Origin of the sequence: Fibrobacter sp. UWH6 (genome assembly GCF_900142465.1) — a bacterium.
Taxonomy (GTDB): Bacteria; Fibrobacterota; Fibrobacteria; order Fibrobacterales; family Fibrobacteraceae; genus Fibrobacter.
In genome coordinates this window covers 19,368-42,284 of the sequence record NZ_FRAX01000024.1, presented here as the reverse complement: position 1 = coordinate 42,284, position 22,917 = coordinate 19,368, and the positions used below count along the sequence as shown (strand labels likewise).

The 22,917-nt window shown below is 51.7% G+C and carries 17 protein-coding genes and 1 tRNA gene; 3 read left to right on the top strand and 15 right to left on the bottom strand.

The features are described 5' to 3' along the window. Nucleotides 1-212 precede the first annotated feature (212 nt). Together argA and BUB73_RS15135 are read right to left on the bottom strand one after the other, a co-directional pair. Entirely contained in the window at nucleotides 213-1,565 is a 1,353-nt protein-coding gene (argA, locus tag BUB73_RS15140) for an amino-acid N-acetyltransferase (RefSeq protein WP_073287134.1), read from the bottom strand. Nucleotides 1,566-1,678: 113 nt separating this feature from the next. Then, the gene (locus BUB73_RS15135) at nucleotides 1,679-2,626 is read right to left on the bottom strand and encodes an FKBP-type peptidyl-prolyl cis-trans isomerase (RefSeq protein WP_073287131.1); all 948 of its coding nucleotides are present in this window, start codon (nucleotides 2,624-2,626) and stop codon (nucleotides 1,679-1,681) included. A 299-nt stretch (nucleotides 2,627-2,925) separates the two neighbouring features. Here BUB73_RS15135 and BUB73_RS15130 point away from each other — a divergent pair, with 299 nt between their 5' ends. Together BUB73_RS15130 and folD are read left to right on the top strand one after the other, a co-directional pair. Next, on the top strand, nucleotides 2,926-3,147 hold the full coding sequence (locus tag BUB73_RS15130) for a hypothetical protein (protein ID WP_073159099.1): 222 nt from the start codon (nucleotides 2,926-2,928) through the stop codon (nucleotides 3,145-3,147). Between the two features lie 155 nt (nucleotides 3,148-3,302). Continuing rightward, nucleotides 3,303-4,148, top strand: coding sequence for a bifunctional methylenetetrahydrofolate dehydrogenase/methenyltetrahydrofolate cyclohydrolase FolD (gene folD, locus BUB73_RS15125; protein ID WP_073235761.1), 846 nt, complete (start codon nucleotides 3,303-3,305; stop codon nucleotides 4,146-4,148). A gap of 199 nt (nucleotides 4,149-4,347) precedes the next feature. On the opposite strand, the gene BUB73_RS17455 is transcribed toward folD, so the two are convergent. The 4 genes from BUB73_RS17455 to BUB73_RS15105 all read right to left on the bottom strand — a co-directional run bounded on the left by BUB73_RS17455 (nucleotide 4,348) and on the right by BUB73_RS15105 (nucleotide 8,545). Further along, nucleotides 4,348-6,081, bottom strand: coding sequence for a carbohydrate-binding protein (locus BUB73_RS17455; RefSeq protein WP_158535434.1), 1,734 nt, complete (start codon nucleotides 6,079-6,081; stop codon nucleotides 4,348-4,350). Between the two features lie 120 nt (nucleotides 6,082-6,201). Next, the gene (locus BUB73_RS15115) at nucleotides 6,202-7,188 is read right to left on the bottom strand and encodes an SIR2 family protein (RefSeq protein WP_073159105.1); all 987 of its coding nucleotides are present in this window, start codon (nucleotides 7,186-7,188) and stop codon (nucleotides 6,202-6,204) included. A 68-nt stretch (nucleotides 7,189-7,256) separates the two neighbouring features. Next, a complete protein-coding gene (locus tag BUB73_RS15110; RefSeq protein WP_254795037.1) occupies nucleotides 7,257-7,973 on the bottom strand; it encodes a histidine phosphatase family protein in 717 nt (238 codons plus the stop codon). After that, the gene (locus BUB73_RS15105; protein WP_073159108.1) at nucleotides 7,973-8,545 is read right to left on the bottom strand and encodes a phosphatase PAP2 family protein; all 573 of its coding nucleotides are present in this window, start codon (nucleotides 8,543-8,545) and stop codon (nucleotides 7,973-7,975) included. Before BUB73_RS15105 ends, BUB73_RS15110 begins: the two co-directional genes overlap by 1 nt. Before the next feature lie 160 nt (nucleotides 8,546-8,705). On the opposite strand from BUB73_RS15105, the gene BUB73_RS15100 reads away from it, so the two are divergent. Continuing rightward, complete coding sequence (locus tag BUB73_RS15100; protein WP_073287125.1) at nucleotides 8,706-9,884, top strand: acetate/propionate family kinase; 1,179 nt, start codon at nucleotides 8,706-8,708, stop codon at nucleotides 9,882-9,884. 249 nt (nucleotides 9,885-10,133) lie between these two features. Here BUB73_RS15100 and BUB73_RS15095 read toward each other — a convergent pair whose 3' ends face one another. The 9 genes from BUB73_RS15095 to BUB73_RS15055 all read right to left on the bottom strand — a co-directional run bounded on the left by BUB73_RS15095 (nucleotide 10,134) and on the right by BUB73_RS15055 (nucleotide 22,873). Continuing rightward, a complete protein-coding gene (locus BUB73_RS15095; RefSeq protein ID WP_073287122.1) occupies nucleotides 10,134-12,806 on the bottom strand; it encodes a tandem-95 repeat protein in 2,673 nt (890 codons plus the stop codon). A gap of 420 nt (nucleotides 12,807-13,226) precedes the next feature. Beyond that, on the bottom strand, nucleotides 13,227-15,113 hold the full coding sequence (locus BUB73_RS15090; protein ID WP_073287120.1) for an ATP-binding cassette domain-containing protein: 1,887 nt from the start codon (nucleotides 15,111-15,113) through the stop codon (nucleotides 13,227-13,229). A 33-nt stretch (nucleotides 15,114-15,146) separates the two neighbouring features. Further along, a complete protein-coding gene (locus BUB73_RS15085; protein WP_101480032.1) occupies nucleotides 15,147-15,626 on the bottom strand; it encodes a hypothetical protein in 480 nt (159 codons plus the stop codon). A gap of 203 nt (nucleotides 15,627-15,829) precedes the next feature. Continuing rightward, a complete protein-coding gene (lon, locus tag BUB73_RS15080; RefSeq protein ID WP_073287117.1) occupies nucleotides 15,830-18,211 on the bottom strand; it encodes an endopeptidase La in 2,382 nt (793 codons plus the stop codon). A 165-nt stretch (nucleotides 18,212-18,376) separates the two neighbouring features. After that, the gene (gene clpX / locus BUB73_RS15075) at nucleotides 18,377-19,672 is read right to left on the bottom strand and encodes an ATP-dependent Clp protease ATP-binding subunit ClpX (protein WP_073159120.1); all 1,296 of its coding nucleotides are present in this window, start codon (nucleotides 19,670-19,672) and stop codon (nucleotides 18,377-18,379) included. Then, on the bottom strand, nucleotides 19,672-20,262 hold the full coding sequence (locus tag BUB73_RS15070; protein ID WP_073159122.1) for an ATP-dependent Clp protease proteolytic subunit: 591 nt from the start codon (nucleotides 20,260-20,262) through the stop codon (nucleotides 19,672-19,674). The genes clpX and BUB73_RS15070 overlap by 1 nt, the downstream gene beginning before the upstream one ends. A 14-nt stretch (nucleotides 20,263-20,276) precedes the next feature. Beyond that, nucleotides 20,277-21,536 (bottom strand): trigger factor, encoded by a 1,260-nt coding sequence (gene tig / locus BUB73_RS15065; RefSeq protein WP_073159124.1) that lies wholly within the window; start codon nucleotides 21,534-21,536, stop codon nucleotides 20,277-20,279. 49 nt (nucleotides 21,537-21,585) lie between these two features. After that, nucleotides 21,586-21,665: transfer RNA gene (locus BUB73_RS15060), tRNA-Leu, on the bottom strand. A 104-nt stretch (nucleotides 21,666-21,769) separates the two neighbouring features. Next, a complete protein-coding gene (locus BUB73_RS15055; protein ID WP_073287114.1) occupies nucleotides 21,770-22,873 on the bottom strand; it encodes an acyltransferase family protein in 1,104 nt (367 codons plus the stop codon). Between the last annotated feature and the right edge of the window lie 44 nt (nucleotides 22,874-22,917).

Below are 22,917 nucleotides of genomic sequence, written 5' to 3'. Positions count from 1 at the left end.
TGTAGATGTACAGATAGCCTACGAATGGGAATCGGAATCGAGAGAATCATCTAGCAAGGCTGCCTAAATGCTTCCACACATGTTGATGATGCCTCATTTTTTTTATCCTGCACCTTCGAACCTAATTCAGCTAAGGAACTAAAGTTCCTAGTTTCGTACAGCTCGCGGGATTGGATCCTTCACTTCGTTCAGGATGACGCACCTGCGGTGCGTCACCTCTCCAGCGGGAGCATCAAGATCCTTGACTTTCTGCTGTAATTGTAGTGATCGCGCTTGGTCTTGGGGAGTTCCTCCACAGTACCATCCACAAAGCCGAAATGGTAGAACCAGTCCAGCGCCTGGGTAGTCAAGAGGAACAGCTTCTTGCAACCCTTCATGCGACCAACGGAAATCAGGTGGCGGACAATGGCGTCGCCAATGCCCGACTTACGATAGTTGGCGCCAACGGCAATGCCAGCCACTTCGGCCATACCATCCTCAAATTCATGGAGGGCGCCGCAACCGTGAATGCTGTTATCGATGCTGTACACCACATAGTCCGAAAGCTTTTCGGAGATGCTTTCCTGAGTACGGGGCACCAGGAATCCCTTGTCGATATAGTCCTGCATAATGCGGAGGATATCGGGAATATCTTCCATGGTGGCCGGGCGGATACTAGAGTACTGGTTGGCGTACACCATGGTACCGTCACCACGGGCAGAGAACACTTCCTGCAGCAAGCTTCCCTGAAATTCACCGCTGAGCAAGTGGACACGGTTGGCGCCAGCCTCGCAAGCGTGAATGGCATTCATCAAGTAATCCATCTGGGCGAAATTCAAGACGTCAGAATTCAATTCCAGAAGTTCCTTGGCCTGGTCCACATCCATAGCAGAAATCAAACCTTTATCGGTAGGTTCCAGATACTTGGTATTCCTACCCGTCACGAGACCGCCAAGCTTGATACCGTTCTGGTTACCGATGAAGAACAGCTTTCCCACCTTCATGTACTTGCAAAGTTCGGTAGCCAGTTCCGTAGAACTGATATTGTAGGCATGACCAATCTTGTTCCAGCCGATAGGTGCAATGATAGGCACGAAATCTTCGTTCAGCAATTGGTCCAGAGTATCCTTCTGTACGCGTTCGATGCGTCCGGTGCGCATATAATCCACACCGTTGATCACGCCCATGCTGCGGGCCAAAATCCAGTTGCCCTGAATACCGCGAAGGCCGCTTGCCGTCAAATGACTCATAATGTGCTGGGCCGCACCTAGAGAAGCCTGTTCCACGTGGGGCAAGGCCTGCTCACTGGTAAGACGTACGCCACAATGGAACTTGGTTTCTACGTTCCAGGCCTTGAGCTGGGCGTCGATACTATTGCGGGTACCCGGCACGATAATGATCTTTACCCCAGTCTTGTGGAGCAAGGCGATATCACGCATGAGCACAGGGAAAAGCGGATGGCTCATGAGATCGTCTTCGATCTTCAACACAAACAGCTGGCCCTTGAAGCGTTCCATATACCCGAACACTTCGCGAATGAAACCTGCTATTTCAAAATGCTGGGAAGTAAAGTCATTTGGATTCATAAACTCAATAATAAAAAAATTGGTTCAGAAACAAAATGGCATAACGAAAAGAAAACAAAAAGAAAAACCGCGGGAAGTTAACCGCGGCCTTTCTTGAGAGAGAAAGAAAACTCTTACTTGGCAGGCTTGGCCTCAGCGGGGGCTGCAGGCTTGGCTTCGGCGGGGACTGCTTCTGCAGGCTGCGCGGCGGCACCATCCGTTGCGGCGGGAACGGCTTCAGCAGCCGGTGCTGCAACGCCTTCCTCAGCAGGCGGAACTTCTGCGAAGACCTTCAGCAATTCCACTTCGAACACCAGCATGGCATTGGCAGGAATCATGGGAGGTACGCCAGCCTCACCATAAGCCAGGTCGCTAGGAATCCAGGCCTTCACCTTGGAACCCTCCTTGAGAACCTGCAGCAGGTCCTGCCAACCGGCAATGACCGCATTCACCGGGAATTCCAGCGGTTCTCCGCGCTTTACGCTATTGTCAAATTCAGTACCATCCAGCAGGGCACCCACATAATGCACCTGGACCTTGTCGCTAGCCTTGGGAGAAATGCCGGTACCTTCGGTAATCACCTTGTACTGTACACCCTTGGGAGTCAGCTTCACGGTAGGATCCTGCTTGTTCTTTTCCAGGAACTTGTTCTGTTCATCCAGAGCCTTCTGGGCAGCGGCCTTTGCATCGGCTTCCTTGTTCTGCTGCATCAGCAGGAGCAAGTCCTGAAGGGCACTTTCTGCCGTAGAATCATCCATCAGGACCTTACGGTTGGAATCCACCACATCCTGGATGGCGCTCATCAAGAGCATCATGTTCACGGGAGCATTCACATTGGCAATAGCCTTACCCAGGTCCATACCCAGGGCATAGCTGTAACGGTCAGTCTTGTTTGCAAAACCGGCACCGGGAACAGCCACAGAAGCCTTGGCACCACTGGCTTCGGCAGAAACGGCTGCGGAATCGGCAGGGGCGGAACCAGCAGCTGGGGCAGCGGGATCCACAGCGGGTTTTTGAGAACCACCACATGCAGCCATGGCTGCGCAAACGGAAATTGCAGAAAAAAGACGGACAAAACTCATGTTAATTCCTTTATAATCAGTGACTTACTGCACATCAATTTACAAAAAAGTGTGTCGGGGAACACGCCGTGAACACTTTTTAGCGGCTAAAAAATAGCGAAAAAGAATCCCCCAGGGCATCCATTTTTGGCAGAAATCGCCGTTTTTGAATAGAAAAACGCCACTTTTATCCAAAACTACATTCGGGAAACCCATTTAGAACCGCCCCAAACCGTAAACTTGCGTAAACAAAAACCCTTTGAAAGGTACAAGAAAATTACTAACTTACAACGCCAAGAAAGAGAGTGTAAGGAAATTGTATGAATTACCGCTTTGAAAATTACATTGAATCGGCTTCTGCAAGCAAGAAAAACTTCGAACGTGACCTTGAAGGTATCAAGGCCTCCCTCCAGTCGTCTATCCAGGGCAAAACCTCCACCTTTACGGTTCAGCCCGCAAAGACCGGCTGGCTCAAGGGCAGCCTTTCCTACCCCTGGGTACTGATTTGCAGTATCGCTCCGGCCCTGAAGGAAATTTTCTAATAGATATCCCTATCTTGCATTTCATTTTATGAAAAACGCCGCCTGTTTAAACAGCGGTGTTTTTTTATGCTCTTATTTTTTTATTTCCGCATATTTAAAACATCATACCTTATTTTTAAATTTGAACCATAAGAAAATTAAACCTGGAGACCAATATGGCAGCTCTCGTTTTGGACGGCAAGGCTCTTGCCAAGACCACTGAAGAAGAACTCAGCGCACGCGTCGCAAAGCTCAAGGAAAAGACCGGCAAGACCCCGATCCTCGCCACCATCCTCGTCGGCGACGATCCCGCTTCCGCAACCTATGTGAAGATGAAGGGTAATGCCTGCGCTCGCGTGGGCATGGACAGCATCAAGGTCATCATGCCCCAGGACACCACTACCGAACAGCTCCTGGCCAAGATCCAGGAACTGAACAACAATCCGGACGTCCACGGCATTTTGCTGCAGCACCCGGTTCCCCGTCAGATTGACGAACGCGCCGCTTTCGAAGCAATCGACGCCCGTAAGGACGTTGACGGCGTGACCTGCCTGGGCTTCGGCCGTATGTCCATGGGCGAAAAGGCCTATGGCTGCGCCACCCCCCAGGGCATTATGCGTCTTTTGAAGGCTTACAATGTGGAACTCTCCGGCAAGCACGCTGTTGTTGTTGGCCGTTCCGCAATTCTCGGCAAGCCCATGGCCATGATGCTGTTGAACGCAAACTGCACCGTTACCATTTGCCACTCCAAGACCCCCAACGTTCCGGAATTGGTGAAGCAGGCAGACATCGTCGTTGGCGCTGTAGGCAAGCCTGAATTCATCAAGAAGGAATGGATCAAGCAGGGCGCTGTGGTTGTTGACGCCGGTTACCATCCGGGTGGCGTTGGCGACTGCGAAAAAGGTATGGAAGAAGTTTCCAGCGCATACACCCCGGTTCCGGGCGGCGTTGGTCCCATGACTATCAACACCCTCATCTACCAGAGTGTTGAATCTGGCGAGAAGTATCTGAGCCGAGTGTAGCGCCGAAGGCGCAAAAGCACATTCTCGGCTAATCGCAGAAGGTGCGTCGCGGCAGTTCCGCGGCAAGCAAAAAACTCGGTCGCTTTACGGCACCGAGTTTTTTTATTTCTTGAAGGTAGGAATTATTTCAAACAAAAATGCCTCTCTGCAGAATAATCTGCAAAGAGGCGGTTTTTAGGAGAATAAGAGAGAGATTTAATTACTTGCGGACGCGAATGGTCTGGGTAGCCTTACCAGCAACACCGTAGCGCATAACATAGGCGCCATTGCGCAGCGTTCCGTTAATGCCCTTCCATGCTTCCTGAGCGGAACCGGCAAAGACGTTTGCAGACTTGACCAGCTGACCGTTCATATCGAAAATCTGGCACTTGATCAATCCTGCGCCTGCATCCATCAGGATAGTGTTGGCAATCTTGACCAGTTCACCATTGCCTTCAAACTTGATCCAGTCCACATTCAAATTGTTGTCATTGATGGTCAGGCGCAGAATCTGCTTTCCGGCAGCCAGTTCCAATTCACCCGCTTCGACTTCGGTATAAGTATTCCAGTCACCCATGTTCTTGATTGCGGCATCCAGAGTGGCGGTACCCACAGAAACAGTTACAGAACCATCGGCACCATTACCAGTAGCGCCATTCACGGTCACCTTGTACTTGCCAGCAGCCTTCACATCGATGGTGTATTCGTAGTAGTCGCCAGCAGTGGTATAACCAGCGGCATAGCCTGCACCGGCCACAACGACGCCAGCATCATCTGTACGATAAGCGGTTCCATCATTTTTGGCCTGGCTGTGGGAATAGGCATTCACGTCGTAATTTTCTGCTTCCACAGTACCCGGAATTTCGATAGCGCCCTTAAAGGGATTGCCTTCGGCAGAAGCACTGGAAGAAGGTTCAGTAGAAGTGCTGGAACCCGGGTCCACCACAGCGGCGCCATCAGAAGAGAGCACAATGTCGCCACCATTGGGAACAGCATCAAAGTAGATGTAGCCATCCTTGATGGAGGCTTCGATGGCCTTGCCATCCTGGGTTGCGGAAACCTTGGTCCAGCTGCTCTTGACGCGAATGGACAAAGGATAGTTGTACTTGGAAATGTTGTCGGCGATGCTATGGGTAAGGGTATAGCTCATGCTGGTGGCGGAAGAAGACTTTTCAGTAATCTTCGCAGCCTTGCGTTCCTTGATGTACATGGCAACATGTCCCATGGGAGCAACCCAGATCTTGGAATCGTTCTGCTTTGCCCAACTGAGAGCGCCGTCGATGGCGCTAAGGTCCGTGGGAGAATAGGTAGCGTAACCATTGCTCTTGCCCTGGAAACCGTGAGTCAGGAACGAAACCCAGCCACCCTGCTGGATAGCCTTTTGCATTTGGCCAGTAAAGTCATTAGTGCTCTTGATGTCTCCCTCGGAGCCAGTCATGGTGGCGGGAACCTTGGTCCAGTCGCTGGGACCGTCCTTGCCCGAGATATCGGGCACACCCTGCCAGGAACCATTACAGATACGGCCAACAACGTAGTTCTGGCTCACAGAGGATGCACTGGGGGACTTACAGTTAGGATAAGCCAACGTGACAACGCCATAATTCTGGGAAATCTTGCCATTGATGGTATTTCTTGAGGAAGCCGATTCGTTATCAGGCATGGGGTTTCCATGATTATCGCTATGGCTTGCAATTTCGTGGCCATTATCAGCCATACCCTGGAAGCCACTCCAGTTAGGATTCCAAGTCGTCACAAGGTTAAAAGTACCCTTATAGCCGTACTTGTCAAATACCGGGGCGGCGTCAGTCACATGACTGGGAGCACCATCATCAAAAGTAAAGCTTGCCGCACCCTGACGGAAACCTGCCCAGGTTGCAATTTCCTGAGCCTGTACAGAAGCAAAAAGGCTGCCGATCACAGTTGCAGCAACAAAATATTTCCTTGATAGATTCATAACACATCTCCGCCTAAAAAGGCATAACTCTCTGAATCTATAAATACATTTTTCTAGTCCAACATGGACTATTTTTTAGGCGTTTCCGTTGTTGCTAATTACAACAACTGCTGATTCTATTTAACACAGCTTAGACAGGAAGGCCTTGGCATCTTCGCAGATCACCATCTTCTTTCCTAACAGCGACTGCAGACGTTCCAGGTCTGGATGCCCCTGCTGTTCATAAACAATCACGCGCTTGAACCGTTCGCGGTGCCGCAATAAAAATTCCAAATTGTTAATGTCGCTCTTGGGGAAACCGTAACCCACGAAGAAAATATCCTCCGCCTGCTTCAGGTAGTAATCGGCCTTGCTCCAGAGCAAGTTAAAGAGACTTCCGCGCAAGAAGCTTTCCTTGGCGTGGGCCATGGGAATATAGATGGGCGTATCTTCGCAATAGATGGGAAAACTGCGATCCCCCGGCTCCACCTGGCACACACTATTGAGATCCAGCGTGTCGGTCACCCCCTTGAGGGCATACCAGTTCAGGGAACCGTGAAGTTTGATCAAGTCGACGGTACGGCCGGTGTTGGCGCGTCGGGCAGTACGGTCAGCCGGCTCAATACGGACACCATAATCTACGGCCACCTGCCAGGACAGTTCTTCGTCGGAATAGATTGCCTTTTCAATCAGGGTATCGTAGTTGAAACTGAGAAGCAATGTATCGCGGGCACCGGCGCCAGAACAGTTGACGCAACGTCTGAGGAACGTCCGCAAGACCTTCGCCGAACTGGCATCCAGCGATTCTTCGCGACTGATAGCATTGGCAATAAAGCGAAGCAGTTCAAAACGCAGGGACGCATGATACAGGCGCTCCCGCTCCCCCGGGAAAATCTGGGCAGACAGAATGGACGTGGCCAAGGTCTCGATATCCAGATAATCCTTGCAACCATTGCACAAATCCAGAAACTTCCTGCAATAATCGCGAAAATGAGGGAATTCGTCGGGAATCCCTGCAGGAACCAGATTATTCAGGTCCCGAAGGGTCGGCATCTGGGGGCAAAAGGACTTACTGAAGCCCGACCCAAGCACGATAATTCGACGATATGCGTTTTTCGAAACACTCATGGTAGTGAATGTAATCAAAAAAGGCAGACTTTATTTGAAGAAATTTAAAAAAGTTTACAATGAAACGTCTAAAAAAGCATCCAACCCGTATCAAGGCCGGTCACGGGGACAAATCGTCTCACGGCACCAACATCCCCGGATTCCTGGTCCTTACCGATGACCACGGCCAAACCCGTCAGGAAGTTCATCCAGCGGCTGGGAGAGAATTGCAATCCGCAAAAATGATTCAGGCAGGGTACGATCCAGGCATCATGGGAACAGAAGATATTGATAGGGGCCTTCCCGTGAGAAAGCATGAACTGGACCATCTCCTGGGAGCGGGCTGCCAAGGGGAAATAAGCCGGGTCCACATAGCGGGAATCGGCGGCAGTTCCATCCAACCAACGACAAATCCCCTGGTAAAATCCAGTCACGTGAGTTTCCATGTAGGCATCGTAATTCTTTACAAAGAATTCCGCAAGGGGTTGCTGCGGCATTACATCGGGAGCATCTATCCCAAGACCAAGGCCGATATATTCGGCGGTCTGCATACAACGGCCTACGGGACTGCTAAAGAACATGCAATCGGCAGAAACTCCGCTGGTGCAGGAAGCGGCAATGGACTTGCCTAGTTTAAGGGCTTGTTCGCGACCACGGTCCGTCAAACCGACAAAGGCGCCATGATCAGGGTCGTTAGGTTTTATATGGTCCCGCTCACCGTGACGAACCAGGAAGTACACACGTTCGTCATTTCCAACAGTCTTAAAAAAATCTGCGGCACTAACAAATTCAATCATCGATGACATTAGAAAGTCAACATGGGAAGCAAGTCAGCAAGAACCGGCGACAGGAAATACCAGATGCCGTGAGTCAGACCAAAGCAGACGACACCCAGCAAGAAGCCGCAAATGATGTCGGTAAACCAGTGAACGCCAAAGTACACTCGCAGAAGACCCCAGCTCATGGGGAACAGAAGCATCACCCAGCCATAGTAGGGCATGGCGGCAGTCATAGTCATGGCAACAGCGAAGTTGTTCATGGTATGACCGCTGGGGAAGCTGTATTCGTCCATGGGAGGCACCTGGGGCTTGATAGAATCAAGAACCACGAAGGGGCGGGGACGCTTCACCGTAAGCTTGATCAGTTCGTAGAGTCCCAGGGAAATGCCCGTAACAATGGCAGCTTCCATAGCTACAGGAATAAAGGCTCGCCAACCGATATGGATAAAAAGCACAATGGCAAAAAGAATCCAGACGTAGCCATCACCCAGGCGTACGTAAGAGCGAAGAAACCTCTTGGTCTTTTCGGAAAAATGCCTATTGTTCCAATACCAATAGAGTGATACGCCTTCGTCAAATTTTTGGATTCTCTTAAACATTGCGCCAAATTTAAAAATTTTTTCTGATTCAATTTCCTACTTTTAACATATTAACGTTGAAGCAGGACCTGCCCAACACGAGTACTTTCGGCGCAGCCGAAGCCAACCGCCTTGCCCACTTCCTACTTCGAAGAATATTTGACCAAGATAGAGGTAAAAAATGCGTGTACTCGTTCTTAATTGCGGCAGCTCTTCTGTGAAGTTCGCTGTCATCGACACCAAGACCAAAGAATCCATCGCCAGCGGCCTTGTGGAAAACATCGGCGTTAACGGCCACACCAAGGCAAAGGGCCCGGAAGGCAAGATTGATTTCAACTTTGACTGCCCCACCCACGCCGAAGCTGTGGACCAGGTGAAGAAATTCCTGGACGAGCAGAAGCTCACCGACACCATCGAAGCCATCGGCCATCGCGTGGTGCACGGCGGTAAGTACATCAAGTCCGAAAAGGTGACCCAGGACGTCATCGACTACATCCGCAGCATCGTCCTGTTCGCACCGTTGCATGAACCTGCACACGCCACCGGTATGGAATGCGCCATGAAGTTCTTCCCGAACCTGAAGGACAAGCAGGTGGCCGTATTCGACACCGCCTTCCATCAGACCATGCCGAGGAAGGCTTTCCTCTACGGCATCCCCTACAAGTTCTACGAATCCGACGCTATCCGCCGTTACGGTTTCCATGGTACCAGCCACCGTTTCGTAACTGCAGAAGCTGCCGCCATTCTCGGCAAGAAGCCGGAAGAATGCTGCTTCATTACCGCACATCTCGGTAACGGTTCCAGCTGCTCCGCCATTCTCAACGGCAAGTGCGCCGACACCACCATGGGTTTCACTCCGCTGGACGGTCTCATCATGGGTACTCGTTCCGGTTCCATCGACCCGGCTATCCTCTTCTACATCAGCAAGAAGTACGGCTATGACATCGATCGTCTCGACAAGATGGTAAACAAGGAATCTGGCCTTCTGGGTCTTTCCGGCTTAAGCAACGACATGCGCACCCTGACCCAGGCTGCAAGCGAAGGTCACGTTGGCGCACAGATCGCTCTGGAAACCTTCTGCTACAAGCTGGCTCGTGAAATCGGCGGCATCGCCATGGCTCTCCCCCGCATCGACGCCCTGGTATTCACCGGCGGCATCGGCGAAAACAGCATGCTGGTCCGCAAGACCGTCATGGAAAACCTTGCCCTTCTCGGTTACCAGATCGACGAAGACCGCAACAACAAGAGCGGCAAGGAATCCGGCCACATCATCTCTAAGGAAGGCACCCCCAAGGCAATGGTGGTGGCAACCAACGAAGAACTGCTCATCGCCCTCGATACCGAAGACTTGGTAAAGTAGGAGTGAGGGCGCTGCGCCTTCGGCTCCGCGCTCAGGGGTGAGGTCGCGACTGCGTCGCTAGAGGTAAATTCTCTCACCTTCCCCGAAATACAAAAGAGACTCCCGTTCGGGAGTCTCTTTTTTTGTGCCGTTAGGCACCATTATCTTACCTCAAAGTGAGCCGCGTAACGCGAACGACCTCACCCCTGAAGCGAGTGCAAAGCACGAGCGTACCTCAAACCTCAAGCGAGCGTCGCGAGCGTACCTACCTTACTTGATAGTGAAAGTCTGCTGATTTACCTTCAGGATCTTGCGGCCCTGAACCGTTGCTGCAGCGGCACGAACTTCAGATTCGCTTACCGGCAGACGGCGGGTCCACATGACGCGGCCCTGCATATCCATCATGGAGACGGTACCGCGATTAGCCTGAATAGCCCCCTGCCAGTTCAACTTGGCAGAAGCCACCACGGGAGTAATACCCGTAGTAGAAGAACCTTCCAGGTAGAACACAACGCCTACAGTCTTAGTAGTGTCGTTGGCGTCGTAAGCGGAAAGGGATACGCGGTAAGCCACATCCTTGAACAGTTCAACTGTATCGGATGCCAAGGAAACCTTCAGGACGCCATCCACAATTTCAACATCCAGCTGCTTCGAATGGCTTCCGATGATGTAACCCAGTTCATCACCATCAACGTCAGTGAAGATGGAATCCATGGGAACTTCACCAACAAACTTCTTGCCATCAATTGTAGCTGAACCTCTCCAAATAACCACCGGAGCATCATCTACAGGAGTGATATTGACAGTGATGTTAAATTCAGTAGGAGTGCTCTTACCATCGGTAACAGTACCGACCACAATAGCTTCACCGAAGGCATTGCGAACCGGCGTAATAGTCAAAATGCCAGAAGTGTAGCTCACCAGAGTCTTGCCATCTTTGCTTTCAAAGCTGTAAGTCAAAGCTTCCTTTTCAACATCCGTTGCCCAGGAAGTCACAATAGCCTTCTTATAGACAATAGCTGCAGCATCTTCCATCACTGTGGTGTCAATGGCGTCAACAGTCATAATGGGAGACTTGTTCCTGTACTTCACATCCAGCATGACAACAGCCATTTCGGACTTAAGACCTGCGGAGTTTTCAATGTGATAGGCAAAAGCATCCGGACCTTCGTAATCATCATCGGTGGTGGTGTAGACGAAGGAGCCGTCCTCGGCAAGGACCACAGTACCTTCGGAAGGTTCAACATCCAGAACGGCAATCAAGGTAGAATCACCATCGGGATCCTCATCATTGGCAAGGACACCCTTCTTGGCTGTAATTTCGTTCTTGCCCTGCAGAACTTCATAGGTATCACCCTTGGCAATGGGAGCATCGGCAACAGGATTTACCTTTACATAGAACATCACATTGGGAATAGAAATAGCAGGGTCGGTAACCACGAGGCTAACCTTGGCAACACCGTTGGCATCCTTAATCGCCGACACATCAATCAGATAATTATCGTCTGTTGCAGAGACGCTCACGGTAACGACACCACTTGCCTTTCCAGTAACAGTATAATCGTCATCGCCATCTACATCCGTAATAGAAATGTTTTCCTTGGGGAACACCAGGACAAAGTCATCGAAATCTTCATCGACTACCAGGGTATCGCCAAAGGATTTTTCATCACCATCTTCATTCAAGAAAGTCTTGGTCAGGATCTTAACCACCGGAGCATCATTCACGTTTGTTACGGTAATAGTTGCAACGCCAATTTCACTTCCCCTGTCGGTGTTATTCTTTTCGACGCACTTGTAGGTGAAGGAATCCTTACCATAGAAATTTGCTGCGGGAGTATATGTGAATATGCCAGTCAGGGCAGCAATCTTCAGTTCACCATGTTCGGGTTCACTGAGCTGCACCCATTCAACAGCATCGCCATCGGCATCGGAGCAAATCTTGGTCAGGTTGTTCACGAGGAGAGTGCTCTTGTAAGAGGAATCTTCCTTGACCTCGAATTCCATGTTCTGGGCCACCGGCAGGTTTTCCGTATCTTCGGTATTGATGGTGAAGGAGAAGGTGGCGGTCTTCTTGGTGGGATCCGTTGCGGTCAGAGTTACCTTGGCGGGACCATCGGGATTCGGGGTGGTCGTGAACTTGATGATGCTATTCTGGTCGTACTTGGTAGAATCCACCAGCTTGACAGAATTGTTTTCGCTTACGATCTTCACGGTAATGGTCAGATCGTCTCCGTCGGCATCTTCAAAAACCTCGGCCATATTCATGGTATGAACGGCGCCTTCGGCAAGGTCGATGGAACCGCCGTTATAGCCAGCAAAACCTTCGGTTACGTTAGGAGCGGCAGTGACGCATTCATCCCCCAAGGTAAAACTATGCAGGGTGACCGTGTTAGAACCACTCTTGGCTGCCTTGGCGTGGGAGTCCTTGAAGCTGAACTGAACGCCCAGCTGAGATCCGGAATTCCAGGCTACGGTCTTGGTAGACTTCCAGCTCTGGGTAAGGGCAGAGAATGCGATGTAGGACCTTTTTAAAGAACCCTTGGTGGCAGCCATTTCCATGCCGTAATAGTTGTCATCGGTAATGGTAGACTGCTTGAAATCTACACGGAAGGGAGCGTCAGCCTCATAAGCCAGGCAAACACCCTTATAAGTCGCAATTGAAGTCACCTTGGGCTTGTAGCTTGCGTCAATGACCCAGCTAAAACCGAAACCGGCACCGGACTTGCCATCGGTAGTCGTGGGTGCAGTAAAGTCCAGAACACGGGCACCATTCACATTCGTTGTGTCAATGGATGCACCGGAACCATAATCGTAGATGTAGCTCTGGGCGTAGGGCTTATCGGCAGTAACGCCATCTTCATCCGAAAAAACGACAGCAGTTGCTGCGGCGGCATAACCAGCCAAAAGACCTGCCGTCAAAATTCCAATCTTCTTGATCATAAATGACCTCTCTTTCCAAAATCCTATACGTCATATAATTATAATAAAAAGATTACAAAACTCAAAATACTTATGATAGTCAAAAGGTTAAACATTTTTCACATCTAAAAAAAATGGTATCCCGTCATAAGGGTACCGCTAATTTTTAATGAAAAAAAGGGAATTTAATACCGGAACGAAAAGTTTCAGTGCAGGGATGAGGGCGGAGCCTGCGGCTCCTTTCAGGCTGATAATCGCGCAGGAGGAGCCTGGCTTTTTAATTCGTAACTAATTTTCGCGCCGGTTATCAAAGCAACGAAATTGCTCATTCATTTCTAAGCGCCTAAAAGCACCGCAGGTGCGACCCAATACCTAAAAGGCCGCAGGCCGACCTCACGGTTCATTGCTCATTGCTCGCGCCTATTGCCTGAAACCTGCCGCCTATCCCAGCGCGTCCAGTTCCTCATAGCGTTCGTAGGCTTTTTCCAGGGCCGATTCCCGTTCCGTGATTTCCTTCTGCAGTTCCACGATGCGGGAGGCGTTGGTACAGACTTCGGGCTTGCAAAGTTCTTCCTGGCGTTCCGCGATTTCGGCTTCCAGCTTCTCGATCTTTTCGGGAAGGGAATTGTATTCGCGTTCCTCGTTATAGCTGCGCTTTTTCTTCTTGGCGGGAGCGGAGCTCACGCCTTCCCCACCGTTTGCGTTACTGGCTGCGGAGCTGCGAGAAGCTTCCTTCTCGGCGGCGACGCGGGCAGCCGCTGCGGCTTCCTTATCACGGATTTTCTTGTTAGCTTCGTAATCGCTGTAACCGCCCACGGCCTCGAAAATGTTTCCGTCTTCTTCGATGGCCAAAATGCCTGTGGCCACGGAATCCAAGAAGGCTCGGTCATGGCTCACGGTAAGGACAGTTCCCTTGTACTCCGCCAGAAGTTCCGCCAGCAAGTCCAAGGTTTCCATATCCAGGTCGTTGGTAGGTTCGTCAAGAACCAGCACATTGCTGGGGTGGCTAAAGAGGCAGGCCAAAAGCAGGCGATTACGTTCACCACCGCTCAAGGCGCTAATGGGACCGCGGGCACGATCCGCGCTAAAGAGGAAGTCCTGCAGGTAGCTGAGCACATGGCGCTTGACGCCGTTCAAGGTAATGTAGGCCTGACCATCGCCAATGTTTTCGATAAGACTCTTGTCTTCGCGGAGGCGGGTACGCATCTGGTCGAAGTAGGCGATTTCAAGATTGCTGCCCAGGCGAACTTCGCCCTGGTCCGGCTGCAGTTCCCCAAGAATCAACTTCAGCAAAGTCGTCTTTCCGGAACCGTTGGGGCCTACAATGCCGATGCGGTCACCGCGGGAAACTTCGGTAGAAAAATTCTTGATGAGAGGCAGCGAGACGCCGCCCGTCGTTTCGTCAGCATAGGCATAACTGATGTCGGTGAGGCGGGCCACCATACGGCCGGAACGTTCCGCTTCCGTAATCTGCATATTCACGTTACCCGTGCGCACGCGGCGTTCGGCACGTTCCTGACGCATCTTGATCAAGGCGCGGACGCGGCCCTCGTTACGGGTACGGCGGGCCTGGATGCCCTTGCGGATCCAGACTTCTTCTTCGGCAAGGCGCTTGTCGAAAAGGGCGTTGGCCTTTTCTTCTTCGGCCAGGGCCTGATCGCGGAACTGCACGAACTTGTCGTAGGGGAAATTCCAGCTGCGGACGCGACCGCGGTCCAGTTCAAAAATTCGGGTAGCCACGCGGCGGACAAAAGCTCGGTCATGGCTAACAAACATTACGGCACAGTTCAGGCGGGTCACGATTCCTTCCAGCCACTGGATGGCGGGAATGTCCAGATGATTGGTAGGTTCATCCAGCAAAAGCAAATCCGGATCCTCGGCCACGGCGCGGGCAAAAAGCACACGTCGCTTCTGACCACCGCTCAAGCTATCGTAAGGCAGGTCCGCATCGATGCCCGTCTTTCCAAGAATCGCCTCTGCTGCAGAATCGTGATGTCCATCTTCGTTGGAACCATCCTTTACGCCCGTCCAGCCGGCGGAACTGCCTGCCGCAACCTTCCCCATCACAATGTCGCGGACAGTGCCGTCAATGTGGGCGGGAATTTCCTGGATCATGCGGCTGACCCGAAGGCCAGTCTTCTTCACGATATCGCCGGAGTTATACTCCATCTCGCCAGTGAGAACCTTCAGAAGCGTAGACTTTCCTTCGCCATTGCGGCCCACCAAGCAAATGCGGTCGCCAGGTTCAACATCAAAGGAAACGTTATCCAACAGCGGAGCGGTTCCGCCAAGACGCAAAAGAATGTTCTGTGCTGATAAGATAGGCATGGGAGCAAAGATAGCTTTTTACACTGAACTGCTTCAGTGGACTTCTACCAGTTTTCCATTGCGGTACGCGCAGGAAGCCACCCGTTGCATCAGACCTCCGCTTGAAGGAGCCCACAGTATCAATCGGGAGGCAAGGCGCTGCACAAAGTCGGCACAATATTGCCTTGTACTGAACAGACTCTCATCGTTCCAAAAACAGGAAACCACCAAAAGACGGCCTTCTGCAAACGCCTGGCAACAGGTGCTACTGTAAATGGTGGGAAGTTTGCGGTCTACAATCCATACGGCGTGTCCCCCATACCTTAAAAGAATTTCCAGGATATTCCTTTCGCTTAGATTGCGGAAGGAGCCAACCACCTTGCAACCTTCCAAACCTGCATCAGCCGCCCAATGGTCACGCCGGCGAGGCATCAGGATATCGCTCCGGTCCGAAGCAAAGACGCCCACAAGTTCTTCGTCCAAAAGGGAACTGTTCCCGATCCAGGTCGTGCCAACGAGATTCAAATTCTTCATGGCCCAAATATACACTTGCCACTATACCGAAACAAGGGAGCGGCCTTTCAGCCGTTCATTATGCAACCGGCTCTTTTAAACAAAGTAATATATGTAGGTCCGCAAAATAGAATTGCTAACTATAAAAGGGAAATAGAAAATCCGCACCAGACCGTCTAAAGTCCAGTGCGGAAATTTCCAGAGTCTAGGGACGAAACCGACCCTTAGTTCTTTTTACCGTCTGCGGAACCTACCTTCGTCACCACCTTAAAGCACTTGCTCTTATCGACACCCTTGAAGAGGATCTTGATAATTTCGTCAATGTGCTTGTGGGTAAAGATCTTCAGGCCCTTCTTTGCCGGAGCGGGAAGTTCGTCAACGTCCTTCTTGTTCTGTTCCGGGAGGCGCAAGGTCTTTACGCCAGCCTGCAGAGCGGCAAGGGCTTTTTCGTTGAGTCCGCCAATGGGGAGGCAGGCGCCAGTGAGGCTCACTTCGCCGGTAAAGGCGATGTCGGTGGGCACGGGGTGGCGGGTAAATGCAGAAAGCAGGCACAAGGTGAGTGCAATACCGGCAGAGGGGCCATCCTTGGGAACGGCACCTTCGGGCACGTGAATGTGGATGTCGGTATTCTTCACCACGTCAGGATCGATGCCGAAATTCTGCAGACGTTCGCGAACCAGGGAGAGGGCAATCTGAGCAGATTCCTTCATCACGTCGCCCAGCTTACCCGTCAGCAGCAGGCCGCCCTTGCCCTGCAGCAAGGTACATTCGATAGGCAGGATTTCGCCACCCACGCTTGTCCAGGCCAGGCCGGTAATAACGCCCGGGCGACCGGATTCGGGGAGCTGGCTATCCAGGAAGCGGGCGGCTCCCAGATATTCCTGCAAAGTCTTTTCGGAAAGTTCGGCCTTGAACTTCTTGCCCGTCACCATGTCCTTGGCACGATGGCGAACGATACGTTCCAGCACACGTTCCAGTTCACGGACACCGGCTTCACGGGTCCAGCCGCGAATGGCGTGGCGGATCACGTCTTCGTTAAAGGCGATGTCCTTGTCCAGGGTAACGCCGGTGCGTTCGCAGATGCGGGGCACCAGGTAGTTGGCCGCAATCTTTTCCTTTTCGTGGGGGAAGTAACCCGGCAGGCGCACCACTTCCATACGGTCGCGGAGGGGTTCGGGAATTTCGCCTTCGTTGTTGGCGGTGGCGATAAACAGCACGCGGGAAAGATCCAGGCCCACTTCCATGAAGTGGTCGGTAAAGTCGTGATTCTGTTCCGGATCCAGAACTTCAAGCATGGCGCTGGCGGGGTCACCGCGGAAGTCGCTGGCCATCTTGTCGATTTCGTCCAGAAGGATAATGGGGTTCATGCACTTGGCGCGCTTCAGGGCCTGAATAAAGCGGCCCGGCATGGCGCCAATGTAAGTGCGACGGTGACCGCGGATTTCAGCTTCGTCACGGACGCCACCCAAAGTGATGCGGACAAAATTGCGCTGCATGGCCTTGGCGATAGATTCCACCAAGGTGGTCTTGCCGACACCCGGAGGGCCAACAAGGCAGAGGATGGGGGCGCGGCGTTCGGTGCCGGTAAGCTTCAGGACCGCGATGTATTCCATGATGCGGTCCTTCACCTTGTCCAGACCAAAATGCTTGGAATCCAGTTCGGCCTTCACCTTCTTCATGTTCAGGCTGGTTTCCGTGTACACGTTGTACGGAAGGGTCAGGAACCAGTCCAGGTAATTGCGGCTGACGGCATATTCCGGGGAAGTGGGCTGCATCAGCTTCATGCGGCCGATTTCCTCTTCCAGCTTTTCGCGGATCGGTTCCGCAAACTTCTTTTCCTTAATCTTCTTCAGCAGCTGATCCGGTTCGGACTGGCCATTTTCGCCATCCAGTTCATCTTGCAACTGGCGGATCTGTTCAGAAATAAACCATTCCTTCTGCTGCTGGGCCATCTTCTGACGCACATTCTGCTGCACCTTCACCATCAAGGTGTCGTTGACGGCAGAAGCCTGCATAATCTCGATCAGGTTGTCGGCCAACTCGTCGATGGAACCTACTTCCAAAAGGCGCTGACGTTCAGACAGGGAAACCTGCAAGAAGGGAATCATACCGTAGAAGGCGTTCAGATGGCTATCCATGGTAAACAGGGCGTCCACCATGCCTTCGGTAATGTTGCGATGCATGGCGTATTCGCGGAACTGCACCAGAACGTTCTCGAAACGGGAACTCTTGTCAGTCAGCAGAACCGCCGGAGTATGGGCCGAAACCGTAACCTGCAAAAAGCCAAGTTCCATGTTCATGGAACGGAGGTCCACCACAGCTTCGCCTTCCAGCACCACCTTCACGCAACCGTTGGGGAACGGAGTCACGTTGCTCACGCGGGCCATGACGCCCACCGAGTAAAGGTCCAGCATGGGGTTTTCCAGTTCTTCCAGCTCGATATTTTTCTGGGCGGCCAGGATAATCACATTGTCATGAGCCTCGGCGTATTCCAGGGCCTTCAGCGAAATGTCGCGGCCTACCAAAATGCGGCGGGTGGTCAGCGGAAATACGATAGCATCTCTAAGGGGGAGCAGCGGATAGGTTCTAGAAAAATCAGTGGCCAAATTAAAATCTCCAGTGCAGGAATTCGAAACGAAAATCCTGAGTCATCCAAAAATAAAAAAATGGAGGTCGCATTCCGAAGAAGGACCATCCAAAAAATAGGCTTGCGGGTAAGTCCCACAGGGTATGGGCCGCACACAATCAAGTGCAACCCATTAATCGAAGAGTTATACGGACTTCTTACGAGTACGTTTGGGAGCCGCCGCAGTTTCGTCAGCAGGAACCACATTGTCCAAAGCCTGACGGACCATTTCGGCAGTCACTACAAGCTTGCTCTCGCCAGAACCCGGCATGGTAAACATGTAACGCTGCAAGGTCTTTTCCATAACGGAACGGAGGCCGCGGGCACCAGTCTTTCGAACGATAGTTTCGCGGACAATTTCCTTCAGGGCTTCCGGTTCAAAGTCCAGCTCGATGTCGTCCATTGCGAACAACTTCTTGTACTGCTTTACCAAGGCGTTCTTGGGTTCAGTCAGAATGTTCAGCAATGCGGCTTCGTCAAGTTCTTCAAGAGCGACAGCGATGGGCAAACGTCCAACGATTTCAGGAATCAAACCGAACTTGATCAAGTCATCAGGTTCCATCACCTTGAACAATTCGCTGAGGGTATTTTCTTCGGAGCTGCGGATATCGGCACCGAAACCCATGCCGCCCTTGTTTACGCGACGGGCGATAATCTTGTCCAGAGACTCAAAGGCGCCACCGCAAATGAACAGGATATTGCGGGTATTCACCTGCACCAGGGCCTGCTCGGGATGCTTACGTCCACCTTTAGGAGGAACAGCAGCCACGGTACCTTCGAGAATCTTCAGAAGCCCCTGCTGCACGCCTTCACCGCTCACGTCGCGGGTAATAGACGGATTGGCAGACTTGCGGGCGATCTTATCGATTTCGTCCACAAAGATAATGCCACGTTCGGCCTTGGCCACGTCATATTCGGCAGCCTGCAAAAGGCGAACGATGATGTTTTCCACATCTTCGCCCACGTAACCAGCTTCAGTCAGCACGGTAGCGTCGGCAATGGTAAAGGGAACATCCAGGAAGCGGGCCAGCGTCTGGGCCAGCAAAGTCTTACCGGAACCGGTGGGGCCCACCAGAAGCAAGTTGGACTTTTCAACTTCTACAGCGTTCTTGTCGGTATTCGTAGCCTTGTAACGCAAACGCTTGTAATGGTTGTAGACCGCTACAGACAAAGCCATCTTGGCCTGGTCCTGACCAATAACAAACTCATCCAGGTGAGCCTTGATCTCGGACGGATGCGGAAGAGGCTTTGCAGTCAGTTCAGCAGTTGCGGTTTCCTGCGCTCTGCGGGTACGATCCTCTTCGATAATACGATGGCACATGGAAACGCAGTCACTACAAATGTGGACGCCTGCGCCTGTAATCATCTTCTCGACTTGTTCCGCCGGCTTGCCACAAAAACTGCAATTCACCGTCGGATGGTTCTTCCCGCTACGATACATTAAAATCCCTCTTTACGCGGCACAAAAATTTCGTCAATAACGCCAAATGCCTTGGCTTCTTCAGGGCTCATGTAGAAGTCACGGTCGGTCTTTTCGCGGACTTCGTCGATAGCCTTGCCAGTATGCTTGGCGACAATTTCTGCCAGAGTATCCTTAGTGCGGACAATTTCCTTGGCAGTGATCTGGATATCGGTAGACTGACCGGTGGCAGCGCCAGAAGGCTGATGCAGCATGATGCGGGAATGAGGGAGAGCATAACGCTTGCCCTTGGTTCCTGCAGCCAGCAGCACAGCAGCCATAGAGGCGCAACTACCAATACAGATTGTAGCGATGTTCGGACGAACATGCTGCATGGTATCATAAATGGCCAAACCTGCCGACACGTAACCACCCGGGCTGTTGATGTACAGCGTGATATCCTTTTCCGGATTCTCGTATTCAAGGAAGATCAGCTGGGCCATCACATTGTTGGCCACTTCATCGTTAATGGGAGTTCCCAAAAAGATAATGCGTTCCTTAAGAAGACGGGAATAGATATCGTAGGCGCGTTCACCGCGTCCGGTGGTCTCGATGACGGTAGGAATGATCATTATGAGTTTACCTCTTACTTGTTTTCTTCGGCAGCGGGGCGGATACCGACGATGAAGTCAGCGGCCATCTGGACGCGGAGTTCGTCGCGGAGACCGTTGATGCGGCCGGACTGACGGAAGTGGTTCTTCAGGGATTCGAAGTCCACGTGATATGCGTTTGCCATGACCTGGAGACGTGCGTCGACGTCAGCCTGGGCCGGGCGGATCTTTTCAGCAGTAGCGACGAAGTCCAGAATGCGGTGCTTCTTGATTTCGCGGACAGCTTCCGGAGAGAGAGCCTTGATCTGTTCTTCGGTGGGTTCCACAACATCCTTTTCGCTCTGGGCGTTACGGTTCATGGACCAGCGGATCAGGTCGTAGACGCGAGCTTCGGGAACTTCGAACGGGTTAGCTTCGATAATCTTGTCGATAGCTTCGTTGATAGCCTTGTTCTTGGCAGCGTCCTTCTTCTGGTTTTCGATACCTTCGGCCAGGTTCTTCTTCAGGTCTTCAACGTCCTTGACGCCAACCTGTTCAAAGAAGGCTTCGTCCATGGTGGGAGGAACGATTTCGCGAACGTCGGTAATTTCGACCTTGAACTGAGCGGTCTTACCGCGATAGCGTTCGTCCTTGTGGTCTTCCGGATACTGGAAGTTGACTTCCTTAGCTTCGCCAGCCTTGGCACCGACGAGACCTGCATCGAATCCCGGAGAAGCGGATTCGCCGAGGAGAGAACGGAATTCCTTGTTTTCCGGCAGATCCTGCTTTTCGCCGTCGATGATGACTTCAACATAGTTGCCAACGACAACGTCACCAGACTTTGCTTCGCGATCGACGTGTTCGTCCTTGCTCCACATCTGCATGAGACGGTTGTATTCGTTGTCGATTTCTTCCTGGCTTACAGCAATGGCGGGAACGGTGATGCCGGTGTCAGCATAGCCCTTGATGTCGATGACCGGATCCATTTCGACTTCCACCTTAAGTGCGATGTCGTTTTCCTTGTCATCCTTGAAATCAACAACCTTCATCTGGCCAACGGGAATGATGTTTGCCTTCTTCAGTTCATCCTGGACGATCTTGTTGATGGTTTCATCCACAACTTCGTGGCGGATGGATTCACCGAACTGCTTCAGGATCATAGCCTTGGGAACCTGGCCCTGGCGGAAACCCTTCAGGGTAACCTGCTTCTTGTACTGATTCACCTTCTTTTCGAAGGGAGCCTTGAGGTCGGCCTGCGGAATGGTAATTTCGAGGGTGCGCTTGGTGGCGCTGGTTTCTTTGATTTCAACTGTCATTATGAACTCCGAAAATCGATTTCTTATCGGTTGTTAGATGTTAAAGACGTGCGAGGGGTGGGAGTCGAACCCACACACCGAGGTACCAGATCCTAAGTCTGGCGCGTCTGCCAATTCCGCCACTCTCGCAATTTTGCACCCAAAGTTAGAAAAAATCAAAACGACCACTTAACCCTTTACAACCAATTTATCGTTACAAAGGGAGTTTTTGTCTACGAAAAAATGCGTCTGACCTAAAAAAAGGCGAGCAATCGGCGACACAGGGCGGAAATCTTTTCGGAAACCAGATTTTCTAGGGTAGAAACCCTCAAAATTTTAAAGAACGTTCTACGAATAAATTCAATTGCAGAACAAGATACATAGATGCCGACAACCAAACCTATAAATAAAAGGGTAGCTTTGTATACCGGCTGTTCCAAAATCCAGGAAAAGGGAGCCTCGCCCAGATACTGCCAAACCATGGGCTGCATATGAATCAGGTAAACCCCAAAAGTCAGGGGCGCAAGAACTTTTACGACAGCGGCCCCGCAGGCCCCCCATTTAATTCTGGAAAACAGGATCAAAAGCATTACCGAAGCCACGATAATCGTAGGGGACGTGTATTCCAGCAGCACATTGGTGTGAATGCTCTCGGAACCCGTCAGGCGAATCGACAAAAAGGCCAGCCCATATTTCGCCAGCAGATTGCAGCCCACGGCAACCGCAAAGACACTCACGCAGAACAACTTGCTCTTGCCAAGCCAAGCCCCATGATGGCGCATATAAGCCCCCAGGATATACATCACGGCAAGCCACAGCGCACTGTAACCGTTCATGGAATGGAATACATCCTCATCGACAATCGTGGGCAAGACTGCCAACAACACAAAGCACAGGGCCAGGAATTTCTTCTGCAGATCCTTAGGCGCCTCCAGCACAAAACGGTTCATGAACGGCATAAAGAAGAACATGCAGAAATAGGCCGAAAAATACCAGTAACGTTCAAAAAGCACCGGCAACGCCGACTTTACCAGATCGCCAGTCCCGAAAACGCCCGGAGCAAGCAAGTAAAGCGCAACCGCGATTCCCAGCGAATAGAATTCCACCTGGAACCAGAGCGACACAATATTCTTCAGCTTGAACTTCGAATAAACCCCGACAAATCCCGATATGAGGGCGTAGCAGTTTACCGCGCAGAGAATCAGATTTTCCACACCCCAGGCGGCAAAATAGTGGGCGGTTCCCCAGGCGGATTTGGCCAGGATGCCCCCGGCCCCCAGCACATGCAACATGACAATCATGAACATCGAAACAATGCGCAGTGAATCAATTCCGTAATTTCTTTCGTTGGATGCCATGCCTGTTATTCTTCTGGTGGATTAATTTTTTAAATTACTGAGAA

Coding starts and splice junctions, on each gene's coding strand:
- argA (WP_073287134.1), bottom strand. CDS start 1,565: ATGAATCCAAATGACTTTACTTCCCAGCATTTTGAAATAGCAGGTTTC.
- BUB73_RS15135 (WP_073287131.1), bottom strand. CDS start 2,626: ATGAGTTTTGTCCGTCTTTTTTCTGCAATTTCCGTTTGCGCAGCCATG.
- BUB73_RS15130 (WP_073159099.1), top strand. CDS start 2,926: ATGAATTACCGCTTTGAAAATTACATTGAATCGGCTTCTGCAAGCAAG.
- folD (WP_073235761.1), top strand. CDS start 3,303: ATGGCAGCTCTCGTTTTGGACGGCAAGGCTCTTGCCAAGACCACTGAA.
- BUB73_RS17455 (WP_158535434.1), bottom strand. CDS start 6,081: ATGAATCTATCAAGGAAATATTTTGTTGCTGCAACTGTGATCGGCAGC.
- BUB73_RS15115 (WP_073159105.1), bottom strand. CDS start 7,188: ATGAGTGTTTCGAAAAACGCATATCGTCGAATTATCGTGCTTGGGTCG.
- BUB73_RS15110 (WP_254795037.1), bottom strand. CDS start 7,973: ATGTCATCGATGATTGAATTTGTTAGTGCCGCAGATTTTTTTAAGACT.
- BUB73_RS15105 (WP_073159108.1), bottom strand. CDS start 8,545: ATGTTTAAGAGAATCCAAAAATTTGACGAAGGCGTATCACTCTATTGG.
- BUB73_RS15100 (WP_073287125.1), top strand. CDS start 8,706: ATGCGTGTACTCGTTCTTAATTGCGGCAGCTCTTCTGTGAAGTTCGCT.
- BUB73_RS15095 (WP_073287122.1), bottom strand. CDS start 12,806: ATGATCAAGAAGATTGGAATTTTGACGGCAGGTCTTTTGGCTGGTTAT.
- BUB73_RS15090 (WP_073287120.1), bottom strand. CDS start 15,113: ATGCCTATCTTATCAGCACAGAACATTCTTTTGCGTCTTGGCGGAACC.
- BUB73_RS15085 (WP_101480032.1), bottom strand. CDS start 15,626: ATGAAGAATTTGAATCTCGTTGGCACGACCTGGATCGGGAACAGTTCC.
- clpX (WP_073159120.1), bottom strand. CDS start 19,672: ATGTATCGTAGCGGGAAGAACCATCCGACGGTGAATTGCAGTTTTTGT.
- BUB73_RS15070 (WP_073159122.1), bottom strand. CDS start 20,262: ATGATCATTCCTACCGTCATCGAGACCACCGGACGCGGTGAACGCGCC.
- tig (WP_073159124.1), bottom strand. CDS start 21,536: ATGACAGTTGAAATCAAAGAAACCAGCGCCACCAAGCGCACCCTCGAA.
- BUB73_RS15055 (WP_073287114.1), bottom strand. CDS start 22,873: ATGGCATCCAACGAAAGAAATTACGGAATTGATTCACTGCGCATTGTT.